The sequence below is a fragment of the Saccharibacillus sp. JS10 genome (assembly GCF_024436065.1).
In the GTDB taxonomy this organism is placed as follows: Bacteria; Bacillota; Bacilli; order Paenibacillales; family Paenibacillaceae; genus Saccharibacillus.
In genome coordinates, this window is the sequence record NZ_JANFNS010000005.1 from 113717 (window position 1) to 126394 (window position 12678).

The window sequence follows — 12678 nt, forward strand, 5'->3', positions numbered from 1 at the left end:
AAAATCGCTCCTTCAACTACTATATTAGGTAAAAATCAACTTGACCGTTTTGATCTCGTACGGTTTGAACGTCAAAGATATAGAGGTACCATCGATCGTTTCTAAAACTTCTCCGTTTTCTTCCAAAGCCCCAGAGATTACCGCTTGCTTGAAACCGTCTTTCCAGTTCAGCGTAACCGATTCCCGTCCTCCTGCTGATTCATACAGACGCAGGACGACTCCGCTTCCGTCTTCCGCAGGTTTTACCGTATCCAAAATTACATGCTCGCCGGTATACTCGATCATCGAAGCCGACGAAGGTCGCTCTCCCGCATGAATATCGCTGCGAATAACCGGAATCTCTTGATTCAGCGCCGCTGCTGCTCGCACCGTATGCGCCTCGATCCAGTCGCCTTCATGCGGGTACAGCGAATACGTGAAATCATGTTCGCCCAGATCGGCTTGCGTATCCGGCCATTTCGGCGCCCGAAGTAACGATAAGCGCATGGTGCTGCCTTGAATATCGTAGCCGTATTTGCAGTCGTTCAGCAGACTAATTCCGTAACCCCGCTCGGATACGTCGGCAAATCGATGCCCGCAGACCTCGAATTGCGCTTGTTCCCAGCTTGTATTGCGATGCGTCGGACGTTCCAGCGAACCAAACGGAATTTCATACGTCGCTTTCTCCGTCAAAATATCGACAGGGAATGCTACTTTCAGCAGTTTGTGCGCTTCATGCCACGACACATGCGTTTTGAAATCGATCCGACGATCATATTTATAAAAGATGACATCTTGCTCGATCGTCGATTCATTCAATTTCCAGCAGAAACGTAGAATATCGCGTACCCCGCCGGACGCTATCACCGTTTTGCTCAGCAATTCCACTTGACCGGCAGGTTGTTGTTCGAAACGAGGATCGATATCCCACGCATCCCATTCGGTCGGACGGTCATGGAAAAATTGGAACTGATTAACCGCGGCGCCGGATTGCACGATCTCGCGCTTGGCTTGTTTGTCGAATAGCGATAAGATTTCGCCAAGTTCTCCGAATTTCACGGTATAATGCGGTGTCTCCCATATATCAGAGAACGTTTTTGGCGCTGCATTTGCTACTTGCTCAGCTTCGCGCGACCAGATCGTCGTATAGCCCAGTGCCGGAATAGTCGGAATATAGACGCTCCATGTCCCGCTTGCTTCGTCATAATCGGATTCCAATAAATTGCCTGCTGCATCATAAATGCTTCGGTTCGCATGATCTTCGATCTGCACTGTCGCGCTGATATTCCAGCCTTGACTGTTGAAAATCAGGTAAGGCGTTCCTTCGCCTTGTGTATCGATACTTTGCACCAGCGCATCCGTCCCGATCTCTAATCCTCGGCGTCCTTCGGTAAAGACTTCGTCATATTCCGCATCCGAGGTCTGATACGTTTCGGTAATCGCCGAACCCGGGATAATATCGTGGAACTGATTCAATAAAATCAATTTCCAACCTTGATGCAAGCTTTCTAATGCTTCTTGATAACGATCATGTGTATCATGATTGTCCGACTTACCGAATTCCCTATTAGCCAGCACATTCCACAGTTCGGCTTCGCGGTACAAAATTTCCGCTTTGCGATTGGCGCGTTTGTTATACGCATGGGTCGTATACGTTCCGCGATGCAGCTCCAAATACAGATCGCCGCGCCAAAGCGGAAGATCCGGCGATGCCTGCGTAATCCCTTCGAAAAATTCAGAAGCGGTTCCGTATCGGCTGCTTGGCTGACCGATCATCAGATCGCTGCGGTCGATATACTCCAACATTTCGCGTGTAACCCCGCCGCCCCCGTCACCATGCCCATACAGCAGCATTTGCTGCGTATGTTTGTCTTTTTGACGGTAAGATTGCCAATGTTCGTGTATGTCTTTAGGATGCGTATGTTCGTTTACGCCATGATTCAAATACGACAAGATCGGCGTTCCGTCGATCCCTACCCAGTGGAATAGATCGTAAGGAAACACATTCGTATCGTTCCAGTTCAGCTTGGTCGTCATGAAATATTCTACGCCGCCATGCTTCAAAATTTGCGGCAGCGACGCGCAATATCCGAACGTATCGGGCAACCATTCGATGTGCGAGATTTTGCCGAATTCTTCTTGGTAAAAACGCTGCCCGTACAGCATTTGGCGCATCAGCGATTCGCCGCTTGGGATATTCAGATCCGGCTCGACCCACATGCCGCCTACCAGTTCCCAGCGTCCTTCTTGAATCCGTGCTTTGACCCGCTCATATAGTTCAGGATCGTTTTGCTTCAAAAAGTCGAAAAGAATCGGCTGGCTTTGCGTATACAAATAACCCGGATATTCATCCATCAGCGTATCGACGCTAGAGAAGGTTCGGCTTGTTTTGCGTACCGTCTCGCGTACCGGCCATAGCCACGCAATATCGATATGCGATTGACCGACCATAATCTCTTCGCCTTCTGCGTTGTTGCCGCCGATCTCGCGTACTTGGTTTCGAAGTGTGTCTTCAATAACCGTAACCGCCGAACCTTCGAGTACTTGTTCTTCACGAAGATTCGTGAATTGATCCATTGCGCTATGTAATTTTTGAAGCAATCGAACACGGCGGAAATCCGTCTCCGCCAATAATACCAGTGAATCGCGGATGACCGTCACGGTGTACATGAGACTGCGTACCGGCTCATTCGGCAATACGACCAGACTTCGTACCGCGGTAATCGGCGGCTTGATCGTCGCTTGTTCATTAAGCGGATCGTAAGGTTCAGGAATAATATCGAACATCTCGATCTCAAGCTCAGGCCGATGTCCGACTTTATTTAGATCAAGCGTTGCGTAAGTATGATTGTCGTCGATACCTTGATACGACTTGCCGTTCACGCGCAGCAATCCTTCGCCGCCGGAATCGAATATCAGACCGACGTAGTTCGTATTCCAATCTCCCGGAAGCTCCAAAATGGAACGGAAAAAGTACGTTATGCCGTTCTTGCTTGGAAAAGGATTCAGTTCTTTCCCCTGCGGATAAGGTTCGATCTCGGTATACTGACCGGGAAGCCCATAAGTCGAACGGGTAATCTCCCAATTTTTCCACTCTATTTGTTTGAGCCACTGACGTTGGGATAATTCTCGGATAAAACGTTTCACACGCTGCATCGTCGCTTCATTCCTTTCCGACTGTAAAATGAATAGATTGTGTATCTTGTACGTGACGTCCGACTTTGATGATGAAAGATCCCGGTTCGATCACCGGAATGTAATCGACGCCGATATAACGCAGTTGCTCTGCGCCGATCTCAAAAGTAACGGTCTGACTTTCCCCCGGTTCCAACCACACTTTTTGGAATCCTTTTAATTCATTTGCCGGACGGGTGATCTGGCTCACCACATCGGAGATATACCACTGCACGGTCTCGGCTCCTGCTTGCTGCCCGGTATTGGTAATATTCACGGTCGCCGTAACGTTCTTATTGGCTTCAAGCTGCTGAATCGACAATTGATCCGACGAAATTTGAAGGTCTGAATAGTCAAAAGACGTATAGCTCAGCCCATAGCCGAACGGATATTGCGGCTTGGAATCACTCTCTAAATATCTTTTGCCGCGCGAGCGCTTGCCCAGATAATGGACCGGAAGTTGACCGACATGTTTCGGAATCGAAATGGTAAGTCGTCCCGAAGGATTCACATCGCCGAACAGAATGTCTGCGATGGCATGACCGCCTTCTTGACCCGGATACCAGGCTTGCAGCAGCGCAGCAATATGTTCTTCCACCCACGGTTCGGCTACTGGACGTCCGCCGATATAGATCACAACCATCGGCTTGCCTTGCGCGGCGGCGTGGACTTCGCGAATCAGATCCAGTTGTACCCCTGACAATTCCAAGGTCATGCGGTCAATGCCTTCGCCGCAGTCCATCTCGCTGACGTCTTCATCCGTCACTTTCGAAGCCCCGGTACGCAGATCGATTGTGCCTTCCCCAAAGTCACGGGCGCTGGAACCGCCCATTACCAACACAACAGCGTCCGCTTGCGAAGCAATCTGCGTCGCGGATTCGAATCCTTCGCGTGATTCGCCGCGAATCCGGCAGCCCGGCGCGTATAACACGCGCTCCTCGCCCAAGCGAGCTTTTAGACCGCGCAGCACGGTCGTCACGCTGCCTTCGGGCTGCGGCGATGTATAATCGCCGAGCTGGTTGTACCCTCGGTCCGCATTGGGACCGATGACCGCTACTTTGCCGATATTTTTCGGCAAAGGCAGTACCGCTCCGTCGTTCTTGAGCAGAACGACGCTTTCCGCAGCCAGCTGACGAGCAAGCTGTACATGCTCGTCGCAGCCGATGATATCGGCTGCCCGCTGGCTATCCGCGTACGGGCGTTCGAACAGCCCGAGCCGGAATTTGAGCTGGAGTACGCGCAATACCGCGCGATCCAGCACTTCCGCCTCTAGCTCTCCGCTTTCATACGCCGACAGAAGATGTCGGCTGAACATCTCCCCCGACATCTCCATATCGATGCCGGCACGCAGCGCTTGCAGCGCGGCGTCTTGACCGTCTTCGGCGGTATCGTGACCGCTTGCCAACATATCGATTGCGCCGCAATCGGTGATGACCAGCCCATCGAAGCCCCATTCCTCACGCAAAATGCCATCGAGCAGACGCTGGCTCGTCGTGCAAGGGACGCCGTCGATTTCGTTATACGCCGGCATCACGGAAGCCGCTCCGGCTTTGATCGCTTGTTGGAACGGATACAAATCCATCTCGATCAATTCGCGCCAGCCCATCGAGACAGGCCCGGCATTACGACCGCCTTCGGAACTTCCGTATCCGACGAAATGCTTGAGCGTCGCCGCTACTGCGTCGCCTTTGCTTAAATCTTCGCCTTGCAGCCCTTGCACCGAAGCGACTGCCATTTCGCCAATCAGAAAAGGATCTTCGCCGAAACATTCTTCGGTCCTGCCCCAACGCGGGTCGCGTACCACGTCAAGCACTGGCGAATACGTCACTGCTCCGCCTTGCGCCCGCGTCTCCGCCGCTACCGCCCGGCACATTTGGCGGTACAATTCCACGTTCCAGGTGCTGCCGATCGCAAGCGGCACGGGATATACCGTCGCGCCGATTGCCATATGACCGTGCGAACATTCTTCGCCGATCAGCAGCGGAATGCCTAGACGCGAATGTTCGACGGCATAACGCTGAATCTCATTCACGGCTTCCGCGCCTTCGGCTGACGATAACCCTGTTGCAAGCGTTACGCCTGTCCACGGATCGGCGCGAAGCGTTCCGTAAAGCGAACCGATATCGCCTTGTTTCACTTGTTCTTTGAACGTTTCGGTTAATACGGCTTTGCCTTGCTCATTGGAGTAGGTCGTCCAACCGAACGGCTGAATCAATTGACCGACTTTTTCACGCGGCGTCATCGCGGCAAGCAACTGATGTGCACGCTCTTTCGCGCTAAGCTCGGCGTTCATCCAAGATGCGGCTTTGGCGCTTTCTGTCATTGTCCGCTTCGTCATGCTGGGCAGACCTCCTTATGATTACATCGTTTTTTTAAAGCAAAGGGATTGCCTTACTCTTTCACCGCGCCAAGCGTCAAACCCTGCACGAAATACCGTTGGAAAAACGGATAAGCGAAAATGATTGGCAACGTCGCCAGTACGACCATCGCCATACGCGCCGTATCTTGCGGCAACGATTGCATCGCCGCCATGCTGATATTCGCGTTAGACGAATTTTGCTGGATAAACTGCATACTCGATTCGATCCGCATCAGCATCGATTGGAGCGGAACCAGATTCGGATTATCGATATAGAGCAACGCATTAAACCAATCGTTCCAGTATCCCAATGTACTGAACAATCCGATCGTCGCAAGACCCGGAAGGGATAGCGGTACAATGATTTTGAAGAAAATACGGAACTCGCCTGCTCCGTCGATTTTGCCCGATTCGATCAAAGCATCCGGTACGCTTGTACTGTAAAATGTCCGCAAGATCATGACGTAGAAGGCGTTCATCGCCAGCGGTAAGATAAGTGCCCAGATACTATTTTTGAGTCCAAGCAATTGCGCGACGATCATGTAAGTCGGAATCATCCCGCCATTGAACAACATAGTCAAAATCGCGAAGATCGAGAAAAACCGACGGTACCGGAAACTTTTTCTTGATACGGCATACGCGTATAACGCAATCATGATCAGACTGATTGCGGTTCCGATCAATGTGACCAGAATCGTGACGCCATAAGCGCGAAGCAGCGTATCCCCGCTTTCAAAAATGTACCGGTACGCTTCCAAGCTCCATTGGGACGGAATCAATCGATACCCTTCGCTTGCGAGCACGCTCTCGTCAGTCAACGAGATGATGACGACAAATACGAACGGGAAAACACAAGCTAATGCGAAAATCCCGGCGATTAGATTAAATATAAGGTTCCAGCCCGGCGTGATCCGGTGAAAATCGCGAGGTTTTCGCGTTTTTTTGGCTTTATTGGTGTCTCTAGTCATTTGCATCGTAAGGTCCTCCTTTTTCAAAAAACTATAGTTCTAGAACAACGCGCTGTCTTTGTCGACTCGGCGTACGACATAGTTGGAGATTATAACCAAAACAAAGCCGACGATCGATTGATATAGCCCTGCCGCCGCGCTCATGCCAATCTCGCCTGTCGTCATCAGACCGCGATAGACATACGTATCGATAACGTTCGTAACCGAATACAACGTCCCGGAGTCCCTAGGCACTTGATAAAACAATCCGAAATCCGCATAAAAGATTTTGCCGACCGCAAGCAGCGTCATAATCGTCATGATCGGTGCCAGCATCGGAATCGTAATCCGGCGAATCTGTTGCCATTTGCTCGCTCCGTCGATCATTGCCGCTTCGTATAACGATTTGTCGATCCCTAAGATTGCCGCCAAATAAACGACACTGCTATATCCGATCGTTTTCCATAGATTGACGATAATCAGAATGTACGGCCAATACTGCGCTTCCGAATACCATTGAATCGGATTGACGCCGAACCATCCAAGAATTTGATTGAGCAAGCCGCGATCCATACTCAGGAAGCTAAATACGAAGTACCCGACAATAACCCAAGACAAGAAATACGGTAAAAACATCCCGGTCTGATACAATTTCGATAACCTGCGGTTGACCAGCTCGGACAAAATAATCGCCAGCAATACCGAGAAAACTAAGCCCAAAATGATAAACGCGAGATTGTAAAGGAGCGTGTTTCGCGTAATCGTAAAAGCATCATCGGTACTGAACAGAAATTTGAAGTTGTCCCAGCCGACCCATTCGCTCCGGAAAATACTCGCCCAGAATCCGTCACGGCTAAATCGATATTCTTTGAACGCTACGACCGTTCCCGCAAGCGGCAAATACGAAAAGAAGAAAAACCAGATCGTACCCGGCAGCACCATAAACAGCAACGCTTTGTTGCGATTGATATTTTTGAAAAAGTTTCGCATACTCAGCCTTCCTCCTTCTTAAAAAAGATCGGGCGACCCTGCTTCGCCCGATCCTGCCTTTTATTCCTTACGTCTTACTTGCCGTTTTCTGCTTTCCACGCGTCAAGTTGCGTCTGCGCTTCTGCCATGACTTTATCGAGACCGGCTTGATTGAACTTTTCAATCGCTTGCGGCAAGTACGTCTCTGGATCGACTGTACCGGTCATCAGCGAAGACCAGAATTGTTCTTTGACGTTTTGCACCGCAGCCAGTTCACTGGACACGCTTTTCGGATCAAAGTTGAAGCTCAAAATCGGTGAATTGACACCGGATTCGTTAAAGGTTTTGAACTCGTCCCATTTGTTATCCGGGTCATTCGGGTTCAGATAAAGCAGCATGTTGTTACCGAGCGAATACGAAGGCATATCATAGTTTTTCGACTCTGGCAGATTTTCTAACCGATTGTCGGCAGTCTTGTTGTAATGCGTACCTTCGATACCCGAATCGACCATATTACGTAGAGCCGGATCGGTATTCAGCAAGTTCAAGAACTCCATCGCTTTTTCAGGATATTCAGAGTTTGCCGAGATTGCCATCATCGAACCTTGTACCGAGTTGTTCGTGATAATCGGATCACTTGCTGGCGTCGAAGTGATCGGATAGCCGCTGCTTGCCGACCAGACGTTATCTGCGAACGGCTGCGTTTGCGCACGGTCGAGTAACCATTTGCCCGAAGTACCCAGATCGGATGTCGAACCCGTTGTCGCTGCTTCCGGCGCGATATAACCCGCTTGGTAATACTTACGCATCGTCGTTAAAGCTTCTTTCATTTCCGGCGTTTCGAGTACGTTCACGATCTTGTAATCGGTCGTATCCAGCTTTACTGCCATTGGCAAGTTCTGAATGACATAATCGTAAGGCACATAAGGGATATAGTTTTTGTCCATCGCGAACGGCGTAATATCCGGTGCTTTTTCTTTGATTGTTTTGAGCAATGGCTCCAAACTATCGAGCGTACGAACATCACTTGTATCCATTTTGTATTCGTCGATCAAATTCTGATTGAAGCGCCATACTTCTTGTTGCGGCAATTCTTTGTTCGCTGGAATCGCGTAATTATGCCCGTCTACTTTTGATCCTTCGAGGAAAGCGGGATCAATCGTATTTTTCAGGTCTTTACCGTATTCATCGATCAGCGAATCCAATTCCAGGAACGCGCCTTTGCGGGCATTTTGTACATAATCGAATCCACCTGACGAGGTGAACATGATATCCATCGGCTCGCCGGAAGCGACCATCACTTGCATTTTTTGCTGATAATCGCCCCAATCAATCATCTTCATCGTGACCGTGGCACCGATTTTTTCAGTGGTATATTTGCTGACTTCGCTCATGACTGTATTCACATCTTTTTGCGGGGTTCCGATGGTGTACCAAATTAACTCAACCGGTTTCTCCGGCGTGCCTTCGCCGCCCGAAGCCGCATTGCCGCCTCCGCCGCCACACCCCGAAAGTACGACACTTAACGCGGTTAAAGCCGTGATTGCAAGCGAAAATCTTTTTTTGCTTTTTCCCATAAAATAGACCCTCCTCTGATGAAATGATTATTTGTTTATCCTCACTCTAAATCATGTAAGCACTTTCAAAAAGAAGTGAAAATCAAGAAGTATAGGTACAAAATAAAGAAAAGACCGCTAAAAAAGCGATCTCTTCCATGAAAAAGAAAACTAAGTTTACATGAAAATAACGTAAATCTAACAAAATATTTTCATCTTATTTTATTGGAGCGTTTTGTATTCGGTAGGAGAAATCCCGACATATTTTCGAAATTGTTTGTAAAAATAACCGGTTTCCCAATAGCCTACGCTACGTGAAATATCTTGTACTTTTTCACTGGTTGTCCGTAATTTTTCTTTGGCACGTTCGATCCGGTATTTGTTCAAATAATCGGTGAACGTCTCGCCAATTTCTTTATGGAAAAGTTGCCCCAGGTAAACGGGATGGATATGGTACTGCGCGCCTAGCATTTTCAGCGACAATTCTTCGCCGTAATGTGCCGCTACATGCCCCAGAACTTGCTGCACAACGGGGCTTCGTGTATCTCGGCTGAGTAGCGCGATCGTTTCTTCGGCAGCGTATTGGATCGCTTCGAGTAACTCTTCGCGATACGAAGCGCTGCGGATACGTTCAATCATCTGCAAAAACAAATCGCCGTCTTCTTCGCGCTTCACTTCTCTAAGCACCACGCGAAAATCGGAACAAATCCCCAGAGCAATATTTTGCAATTCGCTTGGGGTCATTCCTTCGGCTTGACTTAACTCAGCAAAGTCTTTGTTAATCTGCTCTTTTAACTGCTGTTGATCCCGAGCTAAGATCAGCCGCGCATATTCGCGGTTCAGACTTGCTTTTAACGTGCCAACGGTCTCTGTTTCGGCAGAAGTCGCAGCCGGCGTATATTCAAATACTTTACGGTGAGGGTCGACAAGCGCATATTCCAGAGCTTTTTTGGCTTCGGAACGGCTTGTTGAACCATGCTGCGCCTTGCAGCCGATTGTACCGATCCCGATTCGCAGCTCTTCATCTTGGAACGTATGCACGACATGGTTTGCGATATGTAGCAATCGTTGAGGATGTTCATGTTCATGCAAAGATACAATGATCGCGACATCGCCGTCGAGATCTCGAAAAACAGTGCAGAATCTTTCATCACGCAGACTTTGCTCGACTTGTTGCGCCAAAGTAAAGTTATCTTCAACTGTCCGCACCATCAACACGCCAAGCTTGGGCAAATCGATCGAAATACCCAGCAACTGCGTACGTTCCGCGAATTCGGTTTGCGAGATGTCTCCCGTTAACCAACGATGCAAAATATTATCTCGAATAATCTGGGCTCCTAGCGCATCGAATTTTTCTTCGCGCTCGGCTCGGTTCAGTTTTTCCGTTACATTGTTCAATGTCGACTCCAGTTCTTCGATATTGATCGGCTTGAGCAAATAATTTTCGATCCCAAGCTGCATGCCTTCTTTGAGATAATCGAATTCGTTGAAGCCGCTCAAAATGATTACTTTCAAGCCCGGCTGAAATTGTCTGACGCGGCGAATCAATTGCAATCCGGTCATGACCGGCATCGAAATATCGGTGACTAACAAATGAACGTCCATACGCTGCAACATTTGCAAAGCTTCTTCGCCGTCTTGCGCGCTGCCTACAACTTGCAAATCAAAAGATGCCCAGTCTAAAATATCGACCAAGCCTTCCGTAATAAACGGTTCGTCATCGACCAACAATACGTTGTACATGCTGTGCCTCCTTTTCCGAATGGGGATACCGCACCTCGACCAAAGTTCCTTGATCGGCTCCGGCACTATGTACGGTGATCCCGTAGTTTCCTCCATACAGCAACCGTAACCGTTCGTGTACGCTGCGCAGCCCAAACCCTTTTTCGCCGCCTGTTTCTTGTGCGCTATCACTTAGTCGTTCGTTAAGCTTCTGAAGCGATTCTGCCGTGATGCCTCGTCCATTGTCACGAACACGTACCACAATATCGTCATCTTCCCCATCTACGAAAATCACAATTAGATTATCTTCATCACGGCTACGTATGCCATGCACGATATAGTTTTCAACAATCGGCTGTACGGATAATCGCGGCACTTCCATATGGGTCAGTGCAGGGTCGATTTGAATATCGTACGCAAGGCGGTCTTTGTACCGGATTCGAAATAGCTCCAGATATAGACGACAAGCTTCCAGTTCGTCGTGTAACGTATGTTTTTCTTTTTGCTGCACAAAGCTTTTGAACAACATCGACAAACTATAGATCATTTCTCCGACGTCTTTGGCGCCTTGAGACACGGCACGCATACGGATCACTTCCAGCGTATTATACAAAAAATGCGGATTCACTCTTGCTTGCAGAGCAGCAAGTTCAGTCCGTTTTTGCTTAATATCCGCTTTGTATACACGGTCGATATATACGTTCAATTCGTCTAACATATCGTCGAAGCCACTCGAAATCTGTCCCAGTTCATCGTCTTTGCGATCGTTCAGACGGCTTTTCAGATCACCCCGCTTTACTCGCTGAGTTAATCGAATAATCCGCTTCGTGCGCTTCGCAAAACTGAAAATGAATAAAGACGGAACAAGGATCGCAAATACGATACAAAGCGCTCCGATTGTGATAATCGTTCGTTGCAGACTTCGATAGGATTGCGCGGCAGTCTCACGGCTCATCGTGCCAGCTACCGTGTAACCGCCAGACGTGGAAGCCAATTTATTGAGATATACGCCGTCTACCGTAGAAGGTCCGGAAGAATTTACATCGTAAATTTCATTTAATTGCTCTGTATAAGGAAACCGCTTGCCCGTATATCGGTTGGCTGTATCGAATAACACTTCGCCATCCGCAGAAAGTACCGAGATTTCGCCTTTGAACTCTTTTTCGTAAGCCGTAAGTGCATTCCACAATCGCTCGGAGTCGAACCAGACGGTCATTTGCCCTAAATTTTTAAGCGTCTGTTTATCGTTAACCGGCATCGTCACCGAATATAGATTTTCTCCAGAAACGCCAACGGCACGACTGACCCATTCATTCGGCTCCGCTACATTCGTGTTTTCGATCGCCATAGCATCCGGCACATACGATTCAGACGCATTGACGGTAATCGCGCGGAACTCTCCGCTATTGCTATACGCATACAATACTTGCTGCTCACTGCTGTATAAAATAAGCGCTTCGATATCTCCGCGACTCGCGAGTACATTTTCGATATAGCTTTTGGCATTCGCCGAATCGATTCCCGTTTCTGCATACCGATCAAGCCGATAACGTACATATTCAGGATAAGGCTGAAGCATAAACGCAGAGAGATCGATCGATAACGCATCGTCTCGGTACAGATCGGGTAAGATCGAATGTGCTTCGTCGATTCGCAAATTGATATACCGCTCAATCGCGGACATAGCGGCGCGTTGGTTATCCAATTCTCCGCGCACTGCCGATTGCGACATCGATTTAAACATCAAATAAGCAAATGCGATAATCGTAATGATCGTAATCAAAGAGAACAGCAGCACAATCTTCGTGAACAAATTGTTTTTGATCGTGCGGCGATACATGTTCAACAGATCCATAGACTGCTCCTCTCTTCGTTTTTCGATATTTTCGCATTGTGGTCCTATTCTGTCCACCTTATCCAATGAAACCCCTTTCATAAAGAGGTAGAATTAAAGAAACAATGTTCATATTAA

Annotated in this window: 7 protein-coding genes; all 7 read right to left on the bottom strand. The window is 48.7% G+C overall.

Annotated elements, in window-relative coordinates; genetic code table 11:
* Positions 1-24: 24 nt before the first annotated feature.
* The 7 genes from NOM90_RS15465 to NOM90_RS15495 all read right to left on the bottom strand — a co-directional run bounded on the left by NOM90_RS15465 (position 25) and on the right by NOM90_RS15495 (position 12561).
* On the bottom strand, positions 25-3135 hold the full coding sequence (locus tag NOM90_RS15465) for an alpha-mannosidase (protein ID WP_255943220.1): 3111 nt from the start codon (positions 3133-3135) through the stop codon (positions 25-27).
* A 7-nt stretch (positions 3136-3142) separates the two neighbouring features.
* Entirely contained in the window at positions 3143-5446 is a 2304-nt protein-coding gene (locus NOM90_RS15470; RefSeq protein ID WP_370866633.1) for a glycoside hydrolase family 3 N-terminal domain-containing protein, read from the bottom strand.
* 98 nt (positions 5447-5544) lie between these two features.
* Positions 5545-6486: a carbohydrate ABC transporter permease gene (locus NOM90_RS15475; protein WP_255943221.1), complete on the bottom strand. Its 942-nt coding sequence runs from the start codon at positions 6484-6486 to the stop codon at positions 5545-5547.
* 33 nt (positions 6487-6519) lie between these two features.
* On the bottom strand, positions 6520-7449 hold the full coding sequence (locus NOM90_RS15480; RefSeq protein WP_255943222.1) for an ABC transporter permease: 930 nt from the start codon (positions 7447-7449) through the stop codon (positions 6520-6522).
* 74 nt (positions 7450-7523) lie between these two features.
* Positions 7524-9005: an ABC transporter substrate-binding protein gene (locus NOM90_RS15485; protein WP_255943223.1), complete on the bottom strand. Its 1482-nt coding sequence runs from the start codon at positions 9003-9005 to the stop codon at positions 7524-7526.
* A gap of 201 nt (positions 9006-9206) precedes the next feature.
* Complete coding sequence (locus NOM90_RS15490) at positions 9207-10727, bottom strand: response regulator transcription factor (protein WP_255943224.1); 1521 nt, start codon at positions 10725-10727, stop codon at positions 9207-9209.
* Positions 10702-12561, bottom strand: a complete 1860-nt coding sequence (locus tag NOM90_RS15495; RefSeq protein WP_255943225.1) for a sensor histidine kinase — start codon at positions 12559-12561, stop codon at positions 10702-10704. Before NOM90_RS15495 ends, NOM90_RS15490 begins: the two co-directional genes overlap by 26 nt.
* Positions 12562-12678: the final 117 nt, after the last annotated feature.

What these genes read in the sequence shown, in the direction of transcription:
- NOM90_RS15465 (WP_255943220.1), bottom strand. Translation starts at nt 3,135, where the DNA reads ATGCAGCGTGTGAAACGTTTTATCCGAGAATTATCCCAACGTCAGTGG.
- NOM90_RS15480 (WP_255943222.1), bottom strand. Translation starts at nt 7,449, where the DNA reads ATGCGAAACTTTTTCAAAAATATCAATCGCAACAAAGCGTTGCTGTTT.
- NOM90_RS15485 (WP_255943223.1), bottom strand. Translation starts at nt 9,005, where the DNA reads ATGGGAAAAAGCAAAAAAAGATTTTCGCTTGCAATCACGGCTTTAACC.
- NOM90_RS15475 (WP_255943221.1), bottom strand. Translation starts at nt 6,486, where the DNA reads ATGCAAATGACTAGAGACACCAATAAAGCCAAAAAAACGCGAAAACCT.
- NOM90_RS15495 (WP_255943225.1), bottom strand. Translation starts at nt 12,561, where the DNA reads ATGGATCTGTTGAACATGTATCGCCGCACGATCAAAAACAATTTGTTC.
- NOM90_RS15470 (WP_370866633.1), bottom strand. Translation starts at nt 5,446, where the DNA reads ATGAACGCCGAGCTTAGCGCGAAAGAGCGTGCACATCAGTTGCTTGCC.
- NOM90_RS15490 (WP_255943224.1), bottom strand. Translation starts at nt 10,727, where the DNA reads ATGTACAACGTATTGTTGGTCGATGACGAACCGTTTATTACGGAAGGC.